21 protein-coding genes and 1 tRNA gene are annotated in these 19118 nt (G+C 63.4%); 9 read left to right on the plus strand and 13 right to left on the minus strand.

What is annotated here, in order from left to right:
* Positions 1 to 72 precede the first annotated feature (72 nt).
* The 4 genes from Q0Y42_RS04360 (at position 73) to Q0Y42_RS04375 (ending at position 2367) form a co-directional block, all read left to right on the plus strand.
* Positions 73 to 387, plus strand: coding sequence for an excalibur calcium-binding domain-containing protein (locus Q0Y42_RS04360; protein WP_297800587.1), 315 nt, complete (start codon positions 73 to 75; stop codon positions 385 to 387).
* Between the two features lie 64 nt (positions 388 to 451).
* Entirely contained in the window at positions 452 to 739 is a 288-nt protein-coding gene (locus Q0Y42_RS04365) for a metalloregulator ArsR/SmtB family transcription factor (protein WP_297800589.1), read from the plus strand.
* Positions 736 to 1410, plus strand: a complete 675-nt coding sequence (locus Q0Y42_RS04370) for an SdpI family protein (protein WP_297800591.1) — start codon at positions 736 to 738, stop codon at positions 1408 to 1410. The genes Q0Y42_RS04365 and Q0Y42_RS04370 overlap by 4 nt, the downstream gene beginning before the upstream one ends.
* A 24-nt stretch (positions 1411 to 1434) precedes the next feature.
* Positions 1435 to 2367: an alpha/beta fold hydrolase gene (locus tag Q0Y42_RS04375; RefSeq protein ID WP_297800593.1), complete on the plus strand. Its 933-nt coding sequence runs from the start codon at positions 1435 to 1437 to the stop codon at positions 2365 to 2367.
* Here the strand turns inward: Q0Y42_RS04375 and Q0Y42_RS04380 are convergent.
* The 3 genes from Q0Y42_RS04380 to Q0Y42_RS04390 all read right to left on the minus strand — a co-directional run bounded on the left by Q0Y42_RS04380 (position 2364) and on the right by Q0Y42_RS04390 (position 5144).
* Positions 2364 to 3101 (minus strand): prephenate dehydrogenase, encoded by a 738-nt coding sequence (locus Q0Y42_RS04380; protein WP_297800595.1) that lies wholly within the window; start codon positions 3099 to 3101, stop codon positions 2364 to 2366. The genes Q0Y42_RS04375 and Q0Y42_RS04380 overlap by 4 nt on opposite strands.
* The gene (locus Q0Y42_RS04385) at positions 3098 to 4444 is read right to left on the minus strand and encodes a dihydroorotase (RefSeq protein ID WP_297800597.1); all 1347 of its coding nucleotides are present in this window, start codon (positions 4442 to 4444) and stop codon (positions 3098 to 3100) included. The genes Q0Y42_RS04380 and Q0Y42_RS04385 overlap by 4 nt, the downstream gene beginning before the upstream one ends.
* 112 nt (positions 4445 to 4556) lie before the next feature.
* Positions 4557 to 5144 carry a dual specificity protein phosphatase family protein gene (locus tag Q0Y42_RS04390; RefSeq protein ID WP_297800600.1) on the minus strand — a complete coding sequence of 196 codons (588 nt, stop codon included), beginning with the start codon at positions 5142 to 5144 and terminating at the stop codon, positions 4557 to 4559.
* A 157-nt stretch (positions 5145 to 5301) separates the two neighbouring features.
* Here Q0Y42_RS04390 and Q0Y42_RS04395 point away from each other — a divergent pair, with 157 nt between their 5' ends.
* Complete coding sequence (locus tag Q0Y42_RS04395; protein ID WP_297800602.1) at positions 5302 to 6474, plus strand: PDZ domain-containing protein; 1173 nt, start codon at positions 5302 to 5304, stop codon at positions 6472 to 6474.
* A gap of 24 nt (positions 6475 to 6498) precedes the next feature.
* On the opposite strand, the gene Q0Y42_RS04400 is transcribed toward Q0Y42_RS04395, so the two are convergent.
* Positions 6499 to 7455 carry a glycosyltransferase family 9 protein gene (locus Q0Y42_RS04400; RefSeq protein WP_297800604.1) on the minus strand — a complete coding sequence of 319 codons (957 nt, stop codon included), beginning with the start codon at positions 7453 to 7455 and terminating at the stop codon, positions 6499 to 6501.
* Between the two features lie 168 nt (positions 7456 to 7623).
* The gene (locus Q0Y42_RS04405) at positions 7624 to 8166 is read right to left on the minus strand and encodes a hypothetical protein (RefSeq protein ID WP_297800605.1); all 543 of its coding nucleotides are present in this window, start codon (positions 8164 to 8166) and stop codon (positions 7624 to 7626) included.
* Between the two features lie 45 nt (positions 8167 to 8211).
* Between Q0Y42_RS04405 and Q0Y42_RS04410 the strand changes: the two genes are divergently transcribed.
* From Q0Y42_RS04410 to Q0Y42_RS04420, 3 genes are all read left to right on the plus strand, one after another.
* Positions 8212 to 8757, plus strand: coding sequence for a hypothetical protein (locus tag Q0Y42_RS04410; RefSeq protein WP_292051773.1), 546 nt, complete (start codon positions 8212 to 8214; stop codon positions 8755 to 8757).
* 40 nt (positions 8758 to 8797) lie between these two features.
* The gene (locus Q0Y42_RS04415) at positions 8798 to 9592 is read left to right on the plus strand and encodes a folate-binding protein (protein ID WP_297800608.1); all 795 of its coding nucleotides are present in this window, start codon (positions 8798 to 8800) and stop codon (positions 9590 to 9592) included.
* A gap of 212 nt (positions 9593 to 9804) precedes the next feature.
* Positions 9805 to 10392, plus strand: a complete 588-nt coding sequence (locus Q0Y42_RS04420) for a DNA-3-methyladenine glycosylase I (RefSeq protein WP_297800610.1) — start codon at positions 9805 to 9807, stop codon at positions 10390 to 10392.
* On the opposite strand, the gene Q0Y42_RS04425 is transcribed toward Q0Y42_RS04420, so the two are convergent.
* Positions 10393 to 11178 carry a hypothetical protein gene (locus tag Q0Y42_RS04425; RefSeq protein ID WP_297800612.1) on the minus strand — a complete coding sequence of 262 codons (786 nt, stop codon included), beginning with the start codon at positions 11176 to 11178 and terminating at the stop codon, positions 10393 to 10395.
* 70 nt (positions 11179 to 11248) lie between these two features.
* Entirely contained in the window at positions 11249 to 11902 is a 654-nt protein-coding gene (locus Q0Y42_RS04430) for a YoaK family protein (protein WP_297800614.1), read from the minus strand.
* A 162-nt stretch (positions 11903 to 12064) separates the two neighbouring features.
* On the opposite strand from Q0Y42_RS04430, the gene Q0Y42_RS04435 reads away from it, so the two are divergent.
* Entirely contained in the window at positions 12065 to 12667 is a 603-nt protein-coding gene (locus tag Q0Y42_RS04435; protein WP_297800681.1) for a ribonuclease HII, read from the plus strand.
* On the opposite strand, the gene Q0Y42_RS04440 is transcribed toward Q0Y42_RS04435, so the two are convergent.
* The 6 genes from Q0Y42_RS04440 to Q0Y42_RS04465 all read right to left on the minus strand — a co-directional run bounded on the left by Q0Y42_RS04440 (position 12664) and on the right by Q0Y42_RS04465 (position 19086).
* Positions 12664 to 12957, minus strand: a complete 294-nt coding sequence (locus Q0Y42_RS04440) for a hypothetical protein (RefSeq protein ID WP_297800616.1) — start codon at positions 12955 to 12957, stop codon at positions 12664 to 12666. The two genes, Q0Y42_RS04435 and Q0Y42_RS04440, sit on opposite strands and share 4 nt — an antisense overlap.
* Before the next feature lie 119 nt (positions 12958 to 13076).
* Complete coding sequence (locus Q0Y42_RS04445; RefSeq protein WP_297800618.1) at positions 13077 to 14111, minus strand: DNA adenine methylase; 1035 nt, start codon at positions 14109 to 14111, stop codon at positions 13077 to 13079.
* Positions 14112 to 14193: 82 nt separating this feature from the next.
* A complete protein-coding gene (gene pyk / locus Q0Y42_RS04450) occupies positions 14194 to 15612 on the minus strand; it encodes a pyruvate kinase (RefSeq protein ID WP_297800621.1) in 1419 nt (472 codons plus the stop codon).
* Between the two features lie 131 nt (positions 15613 to 15743).
* Positions 15744 to 17360: an alkaline phosphatase family protein gene (locus Q0Y42_RS04455; protein WP_297800623.1), complete on the minus strand. Its 1617-nt coding sequence runs from the start codon at positions 17358 to 17360 to the stop codon at positions 15744 to 15746.
* 192 nt (positions 17361 to 17552) lie between these two features.
* Positions 17553 to 17637, minus strand: a tRNA-Leu gene (locus Q0Y42_RS04460).
* Positions 17638 to 17655: 18 nt separating this feature from the next.
* Entirely contained in the window at positions 17656 to 19086 is a 1431-nt protein-coding gene (locus Q0Y42_RS04465; RefSeq protein ID WP_297800625.1) for a M28 family peptidase, read from the minus strand.
* Positions 19087 to 19118 lie beyond the last annotated feature (32 nt).

The raw sequence follows: 19118 nt of genomic DNA on the forward strand, positions 1-19118 counted from the left end.
CCTCAACCCACCCGCTCGCAATGGCGAAGAACGGCGAGTTGTCACAAACCAAGGTTGTGTTAGCTTGGCTGTATGCACTGGCGCAGTCGACCATACCGCCGCAGATCGAAGCCCCAGCCGTTCTGGTTGCTGGTGCTGCTGGTCGCGGGCGGCTGTTTCCTGATTGCCCTCGCATGGCCTGCCAAGGGGACCGCGCCGCTGTCGCAACTGCCCCGCGCCCTTATGGGCCAACCCGCGAGCGAGCCCCTGCCCGACCGCTATTACACCAACTGTCGCCACGCCCATTCCAATGGCCGCTACAACATCCGTCGCGGCGAGCCGGGGTATCGCCCCGAGCTGGATCGGGATGGCGATGGGTTGGCCTGCGAACCCTATAGAGGCCGCTAGGGCCACACGGCCAACCGCCGATATTTCGCTTTACTTAGGATTTTTCCTAATTAGGGTGTTGGCTATGAACACGCTGTTCAAAGCCCTGTCGCATCCCGTGCGCCGCCAGATCATTGCCATGCTGCGGAACGGTCCCTTGGCATCGGGTGACATTGCAGCGGCCTTTGACATGAGCTGGCCGACGGTGACGGGGCATCTGAATGCCCTGCGCGATGCCGAACTGGTCAGCACGGAAAAGCACGGCCAGTCGGTGCGCTATCGGCTGGAAATCTCCGCCGTCGAGGAAGGCCTAGCCTTTCTGATGGACCTCGCGGGGACCGGAAAACAGGCGCAGAGGGAGGATGACACATGAAATCGATGAGCCTGTATGACCGGCTGGCCTTTGCGGTATCGCTGATGATCCTTGCCGGTGCCGCATGGGTCGCGCTCAAGGGGCCGACCACGCCCATCCCCATGCATTTCGATTTCTCGGGCAATGTCGACCGCTATGGATCGCGCACCGAACTGGCTACGGTTCTGGGCGGGCTGGGTGTGCTGAATATCTTTGTCGCCCTGCTGACGGGCCATCAGGCCCGCTCGGCCACCGATCCCATCCGCAAGAAGGCGCTGGCCAACGGCCAGTTGATGTCGGTGCTGATCATGGCCGCTGTGGCCGTGATGGTCAGTTGGTCCAGCCTTGGCCCCACGGCGGCGGGCGGCACGATCAACCCGTCGATCACCTCGGCCTTCATCTCGGGCGTCAGCCTGTTGTGCGGAGCCATGATGGGCAAGGTCGGCCCCAACCCGTTCATCGGGGTAAAGACGCCGTGGGCCTATCGCTCGCGTCTGGCCTGGGACAAGGCCAATCGGCTGGCAGCACGCCTGCTGTTCTGGTTCGGTCTGGCCGGACTGATCGCCACGCCCTTTGCCCCCCAGCCGCAGCTGCTGTCGATTGTGGTGGGTGCCATGCTGATTTCCGCAGCGTGGGCCACGTTCGAGAGTTGGCGCGTGTGGCGCAACGATCCCGAAGCCCAGCCCTTCTAACTCCGACACCCAAGGACACAGACCATGATCAGCCTCGCCCTTGCCGCCGCGTTGATGGCCGGACCGTCCGAAACCGCCGTGAGCCTGCCTGCCGAGCCTGCGCCGCTGCACGGCACCCTGTTGCGGCCCGAAGGTGTGATCGCGGCCACCGCCGTCATCATCCCCGGCAGCGGCCCGACGGACCGTGACGGCAACAATCCGCTGGGCGTCCGCAATGCCTCGCTGAAACAGCTGGCCGAGGGACTGGCCGAACAGGGCATCGCCACCGTTCGTATCGACAAGCGCGGCATCGCCCAAAGCCGCGCCGCGGGACCCGATGAGGCCAGCCTGTCCTTCACCAATATGGCCGAGGATGCCCGCAACTGGGCCAAGCTGGCCATCGAACAAACGGGGGCCCGCTGTGCATGGCTGATCGGCCATTCCGAAGGCGCGCTGGTCGCACAATCCGCCGCCAGCCAAGCCGATACGCCGGTATGCGGCCTGATCCTGCTGTCCGGTTCGGGGCGTCCCGCCGGTGTAGTGCTGCGCGAGCAACTGGCCCCCCAACTGCCCCCCGCCCTGATGGCCGAGGCCGACGCCGCTCTGACGGAACTGGAAGCGGGCCGGACCTTGGATAATCCGCCGCCTGCGCTGGCCGCCCTGTTCCGCCCCTCGGTCCAGCCCTACATGATTTCATGGCTGGCGCTGGATCCGGCGGCGCTGGCATCGAACTATGATGGGCCGATCTTCATCGGTCAGGGCACCACTGACATCCAGACGTCGGTCACCGACGCCCGCGCCCTGTCGGCAGCCCAGCCGCGCGCGATGCTGAAACTGTGGGACGGCATCAACCACGTCCTGACCGAAGCGCCAGAGGATCGCGCCGCAAACATCGCCACCTATGGCAATCCCGAAGCCAAGATCGCCCCGCAGGTGGTCGAGGACGTTGCCAGCTTTATCAAGGCCAATACGCGCTAGGCCTTGTGGTCCAACTCGCTGCGGGCTTCGTCGAACAGGCTGAAAAAGCGTTCGCGAACGCCCGCCGCGAAAGGATTGTCGCGCTCGATAGCCTGATAGACGGCGGGGCTGTCGTGGCGAACCATGTCCACGCCCTGCATGACGCGCTCGAAGCTGGCGGTCGTCATGCGGGTGGGCAGCGGCTCCATGTTCAGCAGCACCTTGGCGATCAGGTGGGTCAGGCCCTGAACCGTCGCGGCCTCGCGGTCGTGATCCTCAGGGCTGACGTTGAACACCTTGAGGCCCAGTTCCTTGCGGCACCATGCAGCAAGGCGGTGGGCGTCCTTGGCTCCCCTCACCTCGCACACGGCGATGCGCAGGCCGCTCAAACCTTCCTTGGCCGATTGCGGGCCGAACAACGGGTGGGTGCCGACGATGCGGACGTGTTCGGGCAGCAGGCGCTGCATCGCCTCGGCGGGTTTCACCTTCACCGAGCCGACATCGATCACCAGTGCGCCATCTGTCAGCAGGGGTGCGATCTCGACAAGCGTTTGCTCCAGCACACCGACAGGAACGGCGAGGATCACCACCGGACAGCCTGCCGCCTCGGCCAGATCGACCTTGGCGGCATGGTCGTCGCCCTGCGCCATGGCGGGATCAAACGCCCGCACATCGAAATGCGCCGACAGATGCTGCGCGGTGAGTTTGCCGAACGCGCCGTAACCGATCAGACCTAAACGCGGACGCTCTCTCACTTGGCGTCGTTGCCCAGCGTTTCCTGGAAGCGGACCGGCTGGCCGTGGGCGGTGCCGATCAGTTCGCCGTCCTTCATGACCACGCGGCCACGGATGATGGTAGCAACGGGCCAGCCCTGAACCTCGCGGCCTTCGAACGGGGTCCAGCCGCAACGGGTGGCCTGTTGGTCGGCGGTGATGGTCTTCTTGGCCTTCATGTCCACGATGGTCAGGTCGGCGTCATAGCTGACGGCCATACGGCCCTTGTTAGCGGTACCGAAAACGCGCTGTGCCCCACCCGAGGTCAGGTCGATGAAGCGTTCCAGCGTCAGGCGGCCCTTGTTCACGTGGTCCAGCATCAGCGGCACCAGCGTCTGCACGCCCGGCATCCCCGACGGCGAGGCCGGATAGGGCTTGGACTTTTCTTCCTTGGTATGCGGCGCGTGGTCCGAACCCAGCACATCGGCCACGCCCTGCTGGATGCCCCACAACCACAGGGCATCGACGTGCTCCTGCGAGCGGATCGGCGGGTTCATCTGAGCATAGGCCCCCAGACGCTCATAGGCTTCGGGGCCGACCAGCGTCAGATGCTGCGGGGTGATTTCAACCGTGGCGCAATCCTTGTGGAAGCGCAGGAACTCCATCTCTTCCTTGGTGGTGACGTGCAGCACGTGGATGCGCGCGCCGGTTTCCTTGGCAAGGTTCACCAGACGGCGGGTCGAGCGGATGGCGCTCTCAGAGTCGCGCACCTCGGGGTGGCTGGTCCAGTCGCCGGTGCGGGCAAGGCCGCGACGCTCGACCAGACGGTATTCGTCTTCAGAGTGGAAGGTCGCGCGGCGCTTGGTGTTGGTCAGAACCTTGCGAACGCCCTCGTCGTCGGCGATCAGCAGGTCGCCGGTCGAGGCACCCATGAACACCTTGATACCGCACACACCCGGCAGGCGTTCCAGCTCGCCCAGATAGTCGGCATTCTCGTGAGTGCCGCCGACGTAAAAGGCGTGGTCGGTCCACATACGGTTATTGGCGCGGGCCAGTTTGTCTTCCAGCGTCGGCTGGTTGATGGTGTTGGGGTTGGTGTTCGGCATTTCGAACACGGCCACCACACCGCCCAGAGCCGCAGCGCGGCTGCCGGTCTCAAGGTCTTCCTTCCATTCCAGACCCGGCTCGCGGAAGTGGACCTGGGTGTCGATCACGCCCGGCAGGACCGTCAGCCCCGTGGCGTCGAACACTTCACCCGCGGAGGCTTGGGACAGGTCACCGATAAAGGCGATCTTGCCGTCGATCACACCGACATCCGCCTTGCCGCGCCCCGCATGGTTCGCCACCTCACCCCCGCGAACGATCAGGTCATAAGTCTGGGTCATGGAAGGCGCTCCGACGGGAAGGATTACAGTCGGACGGTCTTCTACGCTTTATGGGTGGTGAGTGAAAGCTGCAGTCCGGATTACGTGGCGTGCGACTATCTTGAGCTGTTCATCAAGAGTCGTGATAGCCCAGCCACGGCTCCAGAAACTCGAAGGTGCGGTCCATGGCGAAGGTCGAGCTGAGCGGCAGGGATATGTGACCGTATTTAATGGATATCTGGCGCTCGGCGGCCTCTTCACCGCCGCGTTCGACAGCGGCGACATAGAGGGCGGAGGCCAGTCCGCTACGGTCCGATCCGGCCTTGCAATGGATAAGAACCGGCTGTTCCGCGCCCTCCAGCACTTTGACCAGAGCCTTGGCTTCTTCCGAAGATAACTCGCGGTTCGCAGACATGCGGAAATCGATATGGGTCAGGCCCAGACGTTCCGATGTTTTGATCTCTTCGTCATACCACTTCGCGCCTTCGTTCGGGCCGCGCAAATTGATGACCGTCTTGATGCCATAGGCCTTTTGATAGCGGTCCAGATCATCGCCCATAGGCTGTGCCGACCGATAGGCCTTGCCCTCCACAACCGGATGGAAGTTTCCGCTGATCTGCAGACCTTGCAGATATCCCAAGGTAAACACCACTCCGGCCACGGCCACACCGACAATCGATCGGACGGCAACCTTGCGTCCAGAGGCCTTGGGCATTGTCATGGCGGGGGTCCATCATCTCGATCGCACAGCGCGCCCAAGAACAGTTAGACCTCGCAACGGCCACGTCAATCGCGTTGGGCGCACGCCGACCTCGCCGCCGCCCCGAGGTGGACGAATATTCATTTGCCCTCGCCGCCACTGTGAAAGACGATCCGCTATGGCCCGTTTTCTGGTTTGCACCGCGTTTGCGGCATCGCTCGTCTTCATCCCTGCGGCAGTCCTTGCCCAAAGCGTGGAACAGTTTCGGGACGACGCCCTGTCGATCGACCGACTGATCGACGAGAACTATGCCTATCTGGACCGCTTTACGGGTGGCAAAGCCCCGAGCAGCGAGCGACTGAGTTCCGAAGCGGCGCGCGTGACGGATGGCGGCACCCTGCTTCGGTATGCAGAACGTCGGCTGGCCTCGCTGGCGGACCACCACGCCATTACGGGCAGTTCCTTCAGCAACAGTTGGGCGCTGGTGCCCAGCTATTCGGACCTGTGGATCGAACATGACGGCGAACGCTTCGTCGTCACCGCCGTGCGGGACGACAGCCCCGCCTCACAGGCCGGTATCAAGGTGGGTGATGCCGTGCTGGAAATCGGTGGCCGGTCCACAACCCTCGCGGTTCAGGACTTCTGGAACGATCTGGGGATGGACATTCCACCGGACGGCCTCGGCTTCGCGGCGCGCGTACTTGCGGCGGGCCGACGGGACAGCGCCAGAACCTTGACCCTTACCAGTGGTCATGACAATCCGCGCACGGTGACGCTGGCGTCGCTCTATGCCGAAAACCGTCCCGCCCGCGATGCGCTTTCCGTATCGCGCGGAGCAGACGGACTGACTATCCGCATCAACGACTCCCTTGGCGATCAGGCGACGATTGCGGCCTTTGACGCAGCGATGGCGCAGGCGGATCAAGGCGAAACCGTCATCCTTGACCTGCGCGACACGCCCAGCGGCGGCAATACGGTTATCGCCCGAGCCCTGATGGGATGGTTCGTCACCGAAGCCCGCCCCTACCAGATGCACCGAAACGTAGCCGAGGAGCGCCGCACCTCCATCCCGCGCCAATGGATCGAACAGGTTCTGCCCCGCGAGGGAAAACACCATGACGGCCCCGTCAAAGTCCTCGTTGGCCGTTGGACCGGAAGCATGGGCGAAGGTCTGGCCGTCGGCTTCGATGCGCTGGGCGCGCAGGTGCGGGGGTGCCCGATGGCAGGCCTTCTAGGCGCAATCTATGACTATCGGCTGGAACATTCCGGCCTCGTCATCAAACTGCCCGCCGAACGCCTTTCGTCCGTATCAGGCACACCGCGCGAACACTTCACCTGCGCTCCGCTGTGAGACGTTCAGGCACAGCCCGAAGTCCTACTCCGCCATTTCCGCCAGCATCTTCAGCGTCTTTTTCAGGACGCGGTCGGCGGGGAGGTCCATCATGTGCTGGATATGCTGGTTCAGGCGGGGGTCCAGCTCTTTGTATTCTTCAAGGGTGCGCGGGCCGCGGACGGCGATGCCGGTCCACGGACGGCGGCGCTTGTCGTCGGACGGGCCGAACACGCCCACCGTCGGGACGCCTGCGGCCACGGCCAGCTGGGTCCAGACCGAGTCCGCACCGATGAACAGATTGGCATGGCGAAGAGCCGCCGCCGTCTGCAGGCGGGTCAGCTTGCCCTGAAGCTCGATCACGCGGTCACGGCTGACGGCGAAACGGATGGTGTGGGCGGCGTCACGGTCGGCTTCCTCGCCCACGATCATCAGACGGCCACCGGCCAGCGGACCATCGGGGGCCAGCAGCGGCGCGGCCACCTTGGCATAGCGTTCGGCCGGCCAGCGCTTGCCGATCCAGTCCACGCCCGGACCGATGGCCAGAATGGGCTCGTCCCCACGCGGGATAAAGCTGTCGGCGATGGCTTGGGTCGCCTCGCTGATGAACAATTTGGGTGCGGGGATTTCGTCCAACTGCAGCAGACGTGCGGCCTCTTCGACCGCGTGGACACCGGGGATGGTACCCTGTTTCACCGCGCGGCGCTGGCGGCGCAGCTTGCCCGAGATGGTCGAGCCACGCTGGTCCACCACAAGGCCCCAGTTGGTGTCGCGCACCTGGTTCCACAGCGAGATCCAGTCCCAGCGCCCGTCCTTGTCCAGAACCAGCAGGCGGCGCAGGCGTGGCATGTCCGCAAACAGCGGCGCAGACGCGGCAGATCCCACCACGGTAAAGTCCGCATGGGGCACCATTTCCACCAGATGCGCCAGCACGCCCGAAGAGAGGATGGCCTCTTCAGGATCGGCTTCGGCGATATACAGGATCGGAAAACGCCCGCTCATAATGCCTGTCTAACGGGATTCTCTCGGCGTTTCAGCGTTCAGGCGCTGAAATGTGCGTTATTCCGCGACTATTCACGCAAATAGCAGGGCCGATTATCGCAGGTGGCTGTCGCGGGCTGGGTTGCTCGGGCATCATCGCGATGATGGCTATGGAAAGGTGAAGATGGTCTAGGGCGCTTGCTTGTAAGCGCTCACCGCAGTTGTCCAAGCTTCTAAAACTGGAACAAGAGCGTACAAACTCAACTCTTCCCCCTTGAGGATTACGCTCAAGAGGTTAGCGCACGTATAGTCGTCACAATCCGTATAGAGTTCAAGTTTGTCTCTTGTGGCCTCCGCGTTCCTTTTCAAGTCGCGACCGCGGGAGACGTCGTGATACCACTCGTCCTCATGTTTCCAGTAATTGGCTCCTTGCCAAATCGCATGCACATGAGTGCCGCAATCAGTGACATTTTCTCCTAACTTCAGAGCAACATCTCGTTCCAACCCTTCGGCCAAATAAACCGTCTGGATATATCTCTGGGCGGCAACGAAGCCGATGCCAATGAGATATTCTCCTCGTTCTAAGAGGCCGGCACTTTCAGGATCTGCGCTAAGCTTGATTGCCGCATTAATGGGCAGGAGTGCGGAATCCAGAAACTTCAAATGGGTAGCTAAGCTAGACAGTTCGCCAATCACCAAAATATTCACTTCAGCCCCCACCTTGCCAAGCATCTGTGCTTAGTGACGTAGACACTGAACCATCCCTGAAAAATCACAATGTCCCTGCCCCTACTTCCTGACCGCGATTGCGGTGGCTGCGTCGAGTGCTGCCGTTATATCCCGCTGGACCTGCCCGAGCTGGCCAAGCCGACGGGGCAGCTGTGCCACTATTGCGTCGACGGGTCGGGGTGTTCGGTGCATGCCATCCGTCCGCAGACCTGCCGCATCTGGTTCTGTCTGTGGCGGGCGGTGGAGCTGTCGGATGACTGGCGGCCGGACCGCAGCGGCGTGATCGTGCGCCCCGATGGCGTGCAGGAAGGGGTCATCACCCTCTATGTTATCCGCCCAAGCGAGTTTCTGGCGACCGAAGACTTCTTTGCCACCGTCGCCCATTGGGTGGCCGAGGGCATCCAGATCGCCCTGTCGGTACCGGGACCTGAAGGCACCTATCCGGTGCGGGCGGTGGTGACCGACTATCTGCGCCCGTCCATCGAGGACGGCGATATGGAAGCCTTTGTCACCCACCTGTTCGCAGCGCTGGACAGCTTGTCGGCATCGGATTTCCAGCCCGACGGCATCACCGCCCGTTACGAAGTCGCCTGACGGCCTTCATTTCGGGCGGAACGCGGCCTATCTGAAGCCCATGCCTATCGCCCGACTGAACAGCCGCGCCGTCATCACCGTCATCGGCCCCGACGCCCGCCACTTCCTCAACAACCTGCTGACGCAGAATGTCGAGACGCTGGAGGCGGGTGCCTTGCGGTTCGGTGCGCTGCTGACGCCGCAGGGGCGGCTGATGCTGGACCTGTTCCTTTGGGGCAAGGACGACGGCGTGTGGCTGGACGTTCCCGCCGACGCCCGCGACGCATTGGTGCAGCGCCTGTCCATGTACAAGCTGCGGGCCGATGTTCAGATCGCCGCATCCGATGCGGGCGTGTTCGTGGCATGGGACGAAGCGCCCGAAGGCTTTAGCCCTGATCCGCGCCTTGAGGGGCTGGGCCATCGCGCCATCGGCTTTGACGGGGCCACCACCGCATCCGAAGAGGACTGGCACGCGCACCGCGCCGCGCTGTGCGTGGTCGAGGCCGCGTTCGACGCGCCCAAGGACAAGATCTATCCGATCGAAGCGAACTTCGACCTGATGAACGGCATCGACTTCCACAAGGGCTGTTTCGTCGGTCAGGAAACGACCTCGCGCATGAAGCGTCGCGGCACGATCAAGAACCGCATCCTGCCCTTCACCTATGACGGCGATGCTCCTGCCGTGGGCGCCGAGGTGCTGAACGGCGAACTGCGCGCAGGCGAGGTGACCAGCGCCGCAAACGGGCACGGCATGGCGATGATGCGTCTGGACCGGATGGACGGCGTGCTGACGGTCGATGGCAAGCCGGTTGTCGTGAACCGACCCGATTGGGTCCCCGCCCTTCCCTCAGAATAAACCCAGCCCGCGTCGGGTCGGGAGATCCCGAAGGGTCGACGACCGCGGGCAACTCAAAATGCCCCGCGTCGGGTCGGGAGGTCCCGAAGGGCCGACGATCGCGGGCGAACTTAAAACGCCCCGCGTCGGGTCGGGAGATCCCGAAGGGTCGACGATCGCGGGCGACATAAACACCCTCTTGCCAAACCGGAACATTCTGGCAACATTGTTCCATGACCGATGCCACACTGTCCCGCTGCAAATGGTGCGGCACCGACCCGCTCTATGTCGAATACCATGACACAGAATGGGGCGTGCCCGAGTACGACAGCCGCGCCCTGTGGGAAAAGCTGGTGCTGGACGGGATGCAGGCGGGGCTGGCGTGGATCACCATCCTGAGAAAGCGCGAGGGCATTCGCGACGCCTTCGCCAATTTCGATCCGGACAAGGTCGCCGCCTTTGACGAGGCCGACATCGAACGGCTGCTGAACGATGCCCGCATCATCCGCAGCCGATCAAAGATTATAGCCGCCATCGAGAGCGCCCGCCTGTTCGTGCAGATGCGCGATAATGGCGAGGACTTCAGCCAATATCTGTGGTCGTTCGTCGGCGGCAAACCGATCCAGAACGTCCTGATCGAAGGCGAGCCCTATCCGACGCAGAGCCTTGAGAGCGTCGCCATGTCCAAGGCCCTGAAGAAGCGCGGCTTCAAATTCGTCGGCCCCGTGATCGTCTATGCCTTCATGCAAGCCGTCGGCATGGTCAACGACCACATGATCACCTGCTTCCGGCATAGCGAGGTCAGCGAGGCCGACGCCTGATCAACAGGTCGGGATATTGGGCATGTCCACAGCGTCATAGACCTCGCCCACCTTGGCGTATGTGACGGTGGCGTTCATGTCGCCTGAATAGCGGACGCGCAGGGTGCGGCCCTTTTCGCCCGCCAGAATACGGCCCTCGACGTCGGTGGCTTCATGCTCATCACGCGCGCCGCCGTCGCTGTAGGATAACGGGAGCTGGTTGATGCGTTTGACCGGCTTTTCCGGCGTCAGTTCGATCACATCCGCCCAGCCACAGGTGTAGCCCTGCCACGTCCCACCCGCCGTCGCGACCAGCGTCGGGGCGTTCATCAGGTCATGGCGGATATCCCACTTCGGCGGATTGCCCCAGCTTCCCGAATAGATGAAGGCCGGCCATGCACCGACGCGCTCGAACCCCTCGACGGTGCGCTTCAGATAGTGGATGGCCAGCGAGCCCGCACTGACGTGGGCCTCGCCGCCCTGACCGTCGGTGATCAGGGCATAGAGGTTGGTGCCGATGGGGATCAGCTTGGAGGCGCTATAGGTCTGGGCCTCTTCATCGGCCTTTTTCGGACGGTAGTGCACAGGCGATCCCTGCCCCCATGCCGCGCGGAAGGCCGCAGCCTTGGTCTGCGCATCATCAACATTTACCGGTGTCAGGGCCGCTTCGGGTGGGGCAGCAGCAGCATTGGCGGTCGCTTCCGCAACGGCAGCAGGCGGCGCAGCGGGTGGCGTTGCCGGTTGATTGTCACACGCCCCTGCCAGCGCGATCACCAACGCGCCCAAACCTGCTGTACCGTAACGCATGATCCGATCCCTCCTAACCTCGAAAGGGATATGACCCGCTTGGCGCGTTCGCTTCAAGAGCGAACAACGGTCAACGACACACGCGGCGGGCAGACAGGTCTGTGGTCAGGCTTACCACCGTAAACACCGCCATGACCCCGATGGCGAACAACAGCGCCTCGATCCCCAGCCGCTCAAAGCAAAAGGCCCCGAGGACCGCCCCACAGGTCAGGCCCGCCCACAGTAGAAAGAACGGCACCCAGCCCCAGCGGTCACCACCGCACAGGGCCACGGTGATCCGCTTGCCCATCTTGACCAGCGTGCCCGTCATATAGGTCAGGCCCACACGCACATCGCCGTCCTCGGCAAAGATGGTGTTCTCGGCCCCCATGGCCATGGCCAGCGGCACAGCCAGCCACAGCCCTGCCCCTGCACCATGCAGCGCATAGGCCAAGGCGAGCAGGCAGGTGACCAGAGCCAGAATGGCTGTCCGTCGCCAGCCCCCTGCCAGCCTTCCGGCCAGACCACCGATCACCACGCCGAATACGAATGACGCCAGCAGCACCCCCGCCAGCCCCACCGTCGGATGTCCATGCGCCAGCCCGATGCCCAGCCGCGTGGAGTTGCCACTCATGAACGAGACGAAAAATCCGCCCGTCGTCAGAAAGCCCAGCGAGTCCACAAAACCCGCCACGGCCGCAAAACAGATCGCCAGCGCCCGTGATTTGCCATCCAGTCGAACCATGGCCTTATTCAACCCCCTCAGGGCCAAGCTTGTCCACGGGCGTAAATGTCCACATCCGCTAAAGCCCAACGGCTTTGAAAATCGGACGGCTCAGATCATACAGGGCAGATGGACACCCTTGTGAAACCGCGCCGCCCGCGCACGGAAAAGCCCGCACTGACGATGGATCTGGAGAACCATCTGGCGTCGGTGTGCAAGGGTTTGGTCTGCGGTGTGGACGAGGCAGGGCGTGGTCCGTGGGCCGGTCCGGTCACGGCGGCGGCCGTCATCCTCAATCCGGACGACATCCCCGAGGGCTTGAACGACTCCAAAGCCCTGACGGAAAAGCGCCGTGAAGCCCTGATGCCGGTCATCAAGGAAAAGGCTCTGGCCTGGGGCATCGGCCATGCGTCGGTCGAGGAAATCGACGAGCTGAATATTCTGAAGGCGACCCAGCTGGCCATGCAGCGGGCGGTGGCAGCGATGGCGATCGCGCCTGTGGGCGCACTGATCGACGGGAACTACAAGTTTGATTTGCCGTGCAAGGTCGATACGGCCGTCGGCGGCGACGGGCTTTCGCTCTCGATCGCTGCGGCGTCCATTCTGGCCAAGACGACCCGCGACCACCTGATGGTCGAACTGGACGGCCAGTTTCCCGGTTACGGGCTGGCAAGCCACAAGGGCTATGGTTCGGCCAAACATCGCGAAGCCTTGGCGCGGCTTGGCCCCTGCGACATCCATCGCAGGTCTTATGCCCCGATCAGGGCCTTGCTCGAAGCGGCTTAAATCAGCAGCAGACTGCCTGCGATCAGGCTGAAGGTGCCCACGGCCACTGCGCTTAGAAGGTAAAGCGCCCGCGTCATATAGGCGTTGTCGTTATCCGGCCTGATCTGCTCCACAACGGCATCTTCGATGTCGTCTTCCGTGCGCAGGAACTCCGGAAAGGCGTGGAAGGAACGGCGGGTGTAATCAGCGCTACAAATGCGACGCCACTCGGACTCCATCATCCCCGAGCGGCCCAGCCGTTCGGCGATGCGGTACGCTTCGGTGGCCCGACGGGCTTTCGCCTCGGACACTGAAGGTAATCTTGGAACAGGTACTGACATGTCAGCATAACGACCATACCCGAACCCTGTTCCAAATGGTCACGCTAAGCAATTAGTCGATAGTATTACATTGAATTTTGTAAATAGCGTCAGAGATCGAATTTCACCGGCTTGGCCGTAGATATGAACAATCTCTCAACGTTATTTAAACGCCCCACAGCACCCACCTTCTCGCCCTTGAGATTGTGAATACCGATGCGTGCGCCGACATAACGCGGGCGCGGTATTTCCAATACAGTAACGTTACCGCGCGACCTCAGCAGATCTTCCATATCTTCCTTGGAAAGATAGCCCTCATCATTGAAGCTGATGACAAGGTTCGGTGCCTTCAGATTGTCGATGACCGAGCCCAGAGCGGCCTTGATGCGAGGCTTTGAGTTAAAGTCGCTTTTGCGGCTGCGAACATCGATGCGCTTGCGGGCAACGCCATAGGTTTCCGGCTTGTCCCACAGCACCAGGCTTTCCCAGCAGTGATAGTTGGCCAGATAGGAATGCTGGTTATAGGGCGGGTCCAGATAGACTAGATCGGCCTCGATCTCGGGCGCGATCTCGATGGCGTCGGCGCGCGTCGCCACACAGGGTCCACCGGGTACCGCAGGCAACAGGTCGGGCAGTCGCAGTTGCAGCGGCTTTAGCGCGCGCGGGGCCCACTTCTTCATATAGGCCATCTGCAGACCCGCCGTGGAATCCACGCGGTCCGCCGCCTCCATCAGCGAGACAAGGATCACGGCCTTGAGTTCAGGCTCCAGCCCCATCTGCTCGATGCGCTCGCGCATGGCGTCGATACGCGCGCCATTGTCGGGATGGAAGAAGCGGGCCTCCTCGCAGAAGTTGCGGGTGAACCAGCCGGGCGCGGGCGCAAGCTGGCCCAGCTCGGCCAGAATGGCCCCGGCCTTCTCGGCCCAGACCTCGCGGTCCGCCTGAACATAGCCGGTGGCAAGCGTATGGGCATAGGCGTTGTGGTCATTCGACCAGACCTGATAGCCCAGCTTCTTAAGCGAATGCCCGACACGGGCCGAGCCGGAAAACAGGTCACAAACCCGACCGCCGTCCGGCAGGATGGTCTGGATCACAGACCCGACCTGCCCAAGCAATGCGCGCTTGGATCCGATGTATTTGATCATGCGCGGCCCCGACTCATGGGGGCAATCTAGCCTGTCCGCCCCCATGCCGGTCAATTGAGTTTAGTCGCCCCTACCCCGAACCTCAGGAAGGTGTGCGGGCAAGCCGCAGCAGGTTGGCGGCCCCCGGCGCGCCGAAGGGGGTGCCCGCAAGGATCAGGATACGCTGTCCGGGTTCTGCCAGCCTGTAGTGCATGGCGGCCTGAACGGCGTCCTCGGTCAGGCTTTCCAGAGATTCCGGCTGTCGGCCCAGACGCGGCTCCAGCCCCCAGACCAGTGCCAGACGACGCGCCGTGTTCGGATCGGGGGTCAGGGCCATGATGGGTTGCAGCGGGCGCTCGCGGGACATGCGGCGGGCCGTGCCGCCCGTGGTGGTGAACACCACCATACAGGCCGTGGCGGTGGCCTCGGACGCCTTGCGGGCGGCGGCGACAAGGGCGTCCACGTCCTCGATCTCCATCCCTGCGTGCTCGGCGTCCATCAGGCCCGGCCACAGGGGGTCGCGCTCTACCCGCTCGGCGATGCGGTTCATGATGCCGACGGCCTCCAGCGGATAGAGGCCCGCCGCCGTCTCTGCCGACAGCATCAGGGCATCGGCCCCTTCATAGACCGCATTGGCGACATCGGACGCCTCGGCCCGCGTCGGGGCGGGCGCGGTGGTCATACTTTCCAACATCTGGGTGGCGACAATGGCGGGAACGCCGCGTTGGCGAGCGGCGCGAAGAATGGTCTTTTGCGCGACGGGCACATCCTCGGGATGCATTTCGACGCCCAGATCACCACGCGCCACCATCACCCCGTCACAGTAATCAAGGATGGCGTCCAGCGACTGCAGGGCCTGCGGCTTTTCGATCTTGGCCAGACAGGCGGCACGACCGGCCACGATGCGGCGCAGCTCGGCCATGTCCTCGGCCTTTTGCACGAAGCTGAGGGCCACCCAGTCCACGCCGATCCGCAGGGCGAAATTCAGATCATCGCGATCCTTGGGCGTCAGAGCCGAGACCGGAACGATGGCATCGGGAACCGCGACGCCTTTCCTGTTCGACAGGCCCGTTCCGCTTTCGACCTCGACATCGGCCCATTGGTCGGTCGCGGCCAGAACCCGCAGCCGCACCCGCCCGTCATCGATCAACAGCGCCATCCCTGCACGCAGAGCCTTGAAGATTTCCGGATGGGGCATTTGTACGCGCGTCGCGTCACCGGGCGTCGGGTCCAGATCGAACCGCATACGGTGGCCGCGCTCGACGGCGATCGAACCCTCTTCAAACGTGCCGAGCCGCAGCTTGGGCCCCTGCAGGTCCGCCAGCACCCCCAGCGGGCGCTGTACCGCCATCTCGGCCCCGCGCACCGCTTTCACAGCTGCAGCATGGTCTTCATGGCTGCCGTGGCTGAAGTTCAGGCGGAAGACGTCCACGCCCGCCTCGGCCAGCGCCCGCACCATGGAGGGCGTGTTACTGGCAGGTCCAAGGGTGGCGACAATGCGGGTGCGACGGGCGCGGTTCATAAATGCTGTTTCCTCATCCGGCCTTGGGGCCATGGCCGATCTGACGCGGCCTTGAACCGTTTGTGCCAATGAAAAGCCGGAGACGTAAGACGCCTCCGGCTTCAAGAAACACGAGTTTATGTCGATTTCGCTTATTCGACCGGACAGGCCTGCGTCTCGCCGAGGTTCAGGTCGATGCAGCGGCCATCAACCGCCGGTGCCTTGACCTCGATGATGTTGGCCAGAGTCGGGGCGATGTCGATGGTGCGGATCGGCATGAAACGCTCCTGACCGGCAGCGCCCGGCGTCCAGAAGATGATCGGCACCTTGCGATCATAGTTCCACGGCTGGCCGTGGGCCGACATATTGCCGCCCAGACGACCGCCCGTAGCGACACCCGGCTTCAGCGCCGTCATCAGGTCCGCCGAAACGCCCGCCACAGCCGACAGACGCATACGCTCGCGCACCGTCAGTTCTTCGGGCTGGATGGTATCCACGATCGGATCCTGCAGCAGCTCGTCACGGAAGACGACCATGGCGAAGTCACCCTTGCCGTCCAGCATGGGGACGGCCGCGCGGGCGATCTGGCTGCGCAGCGGCTCCGGCAGGACGCGCTTTTCGGTGTCGACGATGCGCAGACCCGAGGAGCCGCGTTGCAGCGGATCGAAGTCGAGGTTGAACTGCTGGCGCAGGGCCGCATTGGCCTGATCCACGACTTCAAAGCTGGCGCGGTGCGCATAGGGGAAACCGCGGGCGTGGGTGCGCTCGATCACGTCGGCACCGCCGTGGTCCGCCGTCAGGGCCAGAACCACACCGCCATCGACCTTGTCCAGCTCGCTCAGGAAGTCGCCCAGCGCGGCGTCCAGACGCATCAGCTGTTCGCACATTTCCGGACCCTGGGTGCCGTAGGTGTGGCCAATCTTGTCGGTGCCCGACAGCGACACGCCCAGCATGTCGACGGCCTCGCCCTGCCCCAGACGCTGGGTTTGCAGCAGATAGGTGGCGGCCTTCAGGGTTTCCTCGTCCAGCGACGGCGAGCCGGAGAAGCCGGTGTTGCTGGGCGGAACGACAGACTTGAAGGTGCCGTCGACGACTTCAATGTCCTCGGCCAGAGACTGGCAATACGGAATATTGCCCTTCCAGTTCTGGCCGCGCTCGGCAGCGGGGAAGCGGGTGTTGAAATCCGCCACCGGAGCCAGACGCTCTGCCGCCGTCTCGCCCGGACGCAGATAGGTGGTCAGGCCGAAACCTTCAGTGAACCAGAAGGCGCGGCCATTGTGGCCAGCCAGGTTCATCGCGCCGCGATCCTTGCCCGAAACGGCATAGACGCGGCTTTCCGGACGCTGGACCTGCAGCCAGTCACCGAGGGTATCGACCTTCAGCAGCTCGGTGCCGACATTGCCGTTATCGGTGACCTTGCCATGCGCCAGAGTGTTGACCTCCGAGGCGAGGCAGTAACGGCCCTCGCCCGTCGCGTCATTGACGCTGAAGTTCACGCCGATGCCGGTGTGGGTCGGGTGCATGCCCGTCAGCACCGTCGAGTGGCCCGGGCAGGTTTCCGTCACGCCATGGGTCTGGAAGCCGTTGGCGTGGACCAGGCCTTCATCGATCAGGCGCTTGAAGCCGCCGGTGAAACGGCTGCGGTACTGGTTGAACAGGTTGGCGCTGAACTGGTCGACCACGACCGTCACCACCAGATGCGGACCGCCATAGGCCTCGGCTTCGCTCTGCGACACAGATGCCGCCGCCGGAGCGGCGCTTGCAACCATAGGGGCCAGCGCCACAGTGGCGGAGAGGGCGGACAGAAGAAGACGTTTAAACAGCATCACTCACCTTGCCGGAGACGGCAAATCCATAGGTGCCAAGGGGCATACCCCCTGGGCGTGAAGGATGCACGACAAAGCGACAGGGCATGCCCCGCGCAAAGCCATTTTAACCGGGAGTGGTGTCAGGATGCACCATGGTGCGAGCGGCGGGACTCGAACCCGCAAGACCGAAGCCAACAGATTTTAAGTCTGTCGCGTCTACCAATTTCGCCACGCTCGCAGCCACTGCGCCCGCGATTCACTCTTCGCGGGCAGACTCCGTCTGTGCCTTAGCAATGGCCCGGAAGTCCACATCCGAATCCGCAATTAGTTTCACCAATGCGGTCCATGCGGCCACATTCTGCGCCATCTGGGCCGGATCGATCTTGTCGAAGGTGTCGTTTGCGGTGTGGTGCAGGGCAAAATAGCGGGTCGCGTTCTGGGACAGACCGAAGACCGGCACGCCCCCGCGGGCCAGCGGGCCGACATCGGCACCGCCGAACTGTTCCTCGCCACCCGGCTCGATCCCCAGAGGGGCCAGCACGCGATAGGCGATTTTGGCGAAGTCGCTGTTCAGCGAGCCGACCGGCAGGTCGACCGCATAGACGTTGTCCGCACCTAGATCGCTCTCGGCGGCGATGATGTGGGTTTCGATGGCATTGCCGATGCCGCGCACATAGGCCCCGCCGCCATTGCCGTGATTGATCGGCTGGTTCACCTCTTCGGAACCATACAGGATCACGCGGATGGTGCGGGCCGGACGACCGGCCTCGGCGATCAGCTTGGCTGCGCCGATGGTGATGCCGCCGCCAGCGGCGTCATCGAACGCGCCCGTGCCCAGATCCCAGCTGTCGAAGTGCGAGCCGAGTACGATGACTTCTTCCGGACGGGTCGCGCCGGTGATGTCGCCGATGATGTTCTGGCTGTGGGTCTGATAGGTGCGCGCGCTGGAGAAGAGCTTCAGCTTCACCGGCTCGCCAAGGGCCAGCAGGCGGTTCAGCTGATCGGCATCCGGAGCCGCCAGCGAGAAGCCCGGCAGCGGCACGGCACCGTCGTGATAACCGGTGGTGCCAGTGTGCGGCATGCGGTCATAGTCCGAACCGACCGAGCGGATCACAAAGGCGACGGCACCCTTTTCAGCGGCGAATTTCGGCCCTTGGGTGCGCACGCGCGAACGCGGGCCATAGCCTGAACCGCTGCGCTCGGCCTGCATTTGGCCGAAGTCGATGAAGACGATCTTGCCGCGCACGGTATCGGCGGATGCGGCTTGCAGGGCTTCAAGGCTGTCAAAGAAAACAACCTCCGCCTCGATGCCCTCTGCGGGGGTGGCGATGGAGTGGCCCAGGGCGGCACCGACCAGCTTTTGAGCGTGGCTGCCGACGATCTCGACGCTTTCCTCGCCGCGTTCCCAGCCCACCAGCGGGAACTCCTCGATGCGGACATTCTCGAAACCGTTGGCGCGCATCCAGTCGGCGGCCCATGCGGCGGCTTCCTGCTCGGACTTCGAGCCCGCCGGACGGGCACCGAAACGCGTCGTCACCTCACGCGTGAAATCCAGTGCGATGGTACTGGTCAGCGCCTTGTCGCGCAGCGCCTCGGCAGCGGCAACAGTAGCCGCATCCTGCGCCACGGCAGGAAGCGCGAGGCCCAGTGCAAAAACACCTGCCAGCAGTCCGGATTTCAACGACATGGATACCCCCTTCAAATGATACGGGGGCAGGT

Source organism: uncultured Brevundimonas sp. (genome assembly GCF_947305955.1).
In the GTDB taxonomy this organism is placed as follows: Bacteria; Pseudomonadota; Alphaproteobacteria; order Caulobacterales; family Caulobacteraceae; genus Brevundimonas.

Excerpts from the sequence above, each read along its gene's own strand:
- Q0Y42_RS04360 (WP_297800587.1), top strand. The coding sequence starts at position 73 with ATGCACTGGCGCAGTCGACCATACCGCCGCAGATCGAAGCCCCAGCCG.
- Q0Y42_RS04365 (WP_297800589.1), top strand. The coding sequence starts at position 452 with ATGAACACGCTGTTCAAAGCCCTGTCGCATCCCGTGCGCCGCCAGATC.
- Q0Y42_RS04370 (WP_297800591.1), top strand. The coding sequence starts at position 736 with ATGAAATCGATGAGCCTGTATGACCGGCTGGCCTTTGCGGTATCGCTG.
- Q0Y42_RS04375 (WP_297800593.1), top strand. The coding sequence starts at position 1,435 with ATGATCAGCCTCGCCCTTGCCGCCGCGTTGATGGCCGGACCGTCCGAA.
- Q0Y42_RS04385 (WP_297800597.1), bottom strand. The coding sequence starts at position 4,444 with ATGACCCAGACTTATGACCTGATCGTTCGCGGGGGTGAGGTGGCGAAC.
- Q0Y42_RS04390 (WP_297800600.1), bottom strand. The coding sequence starts at position 5,144 with ATGACAATGCCCAAGGCCTCTGGACGCAAGGTTGCCGTCCGATCGATT.
- Q0Y42_RS04395 (WP_297800602.1), top strand. The coding sequence starts at position 5,302 with ATGGCCCGTTTTCTGGTTTGCACCGCGTTTGCGGCATCGCTCGTCTTC.
- Q0Y42_RS04400 (WP_297800604.1), bottom strand. The coding sequence starts at position 7,455 with ATGAGCGGGCGTTTTCCGATCCTGTATATCGCCGAAGCCGATCCTGAA.
- Q0Y42_RS04405 (WP_297800605.1), bottom strand. The coding sequence starts at position 8,166 with ATGCTTGGCAAGGTGGGGGCTGAAGTGAATATTTTGGTGATTGGCGAA.
- Q0Y42_RS04410 (WP_292051773.1), top strand. The coding sequence starts at position 8,212 with ATGTCCCTGCCCCTACTTCCTGACCGCGATTGCGGTGGCTGCGTCGAG.
- Q0Y42_RS04415 (WP_297800608.1), top strand. The coding sequence starts at position 8,798 with ATGCCTATCGCCCGACTGAACAGCCGCGCCGTCATCACCGTCATCGGC.
- Q0Y42_RS04420 (WP_297800610.1), top strand. The coding sequence starts at position 9,805 with ATGACCGATGCCACACTGTCCCGCTGCAAATGGTGCGGCACCGACCCG.
- Q0Y42_RS04425 (WP_297800612.1), bottom strand. The coding sequence starts at position 11,178 with ATGCGTTACGGTACAGCAGGTTTGGGCGCGTTGGTGATCGCGCTGGCA.
- Q0Y42_RS04430 (WP_297800614.1), bottom strand. The coding sequence starts at position 11,902 with ATGGTTCGACTGGATGGCAAATCACGGGCGCTGGCGATCTGTTTTGCG.
- Q0Y42_RS04435 (WP_297800681.1), top strand. The coding sequence starts at position 12,065 with ATGGATCTGGAGAACCATCTGGCGTCGGTGTGCAAGGGTTTGGTCTGC.
- Q0Y42_RS04445 (WP_297800618.1), bottom strand. The coding sequence starts at position 14,111 with ATGATCAAATACATCGGATCCAAGCGCGCATTGCTTGGGCAGGTCGGG.
- pyk (WP_297800621.1), bottom strand. The coding sequence starts at position 15,612 with ATGAACCGCGCCCGTCGCACCCGCATTGTCGCCACCCTTGGACCTGCC.
- Q0Y42_RS04455 (WP_297800623.1), bottom strand. The coding sequence starts at position 17,360 with ATGGTTGCAAGCGCCGCTCCGGCGGCGGCATCTGTGTCGCAGAGCGAA.
- Q0Y42_RS04465 (WP_297800625.1), bottom strand. The coding sequence starts at position 19,086 with ATGTCGTTGAAATCCGGACTGCTGGCAGGTGTTTTTGCACTGGGCCTC.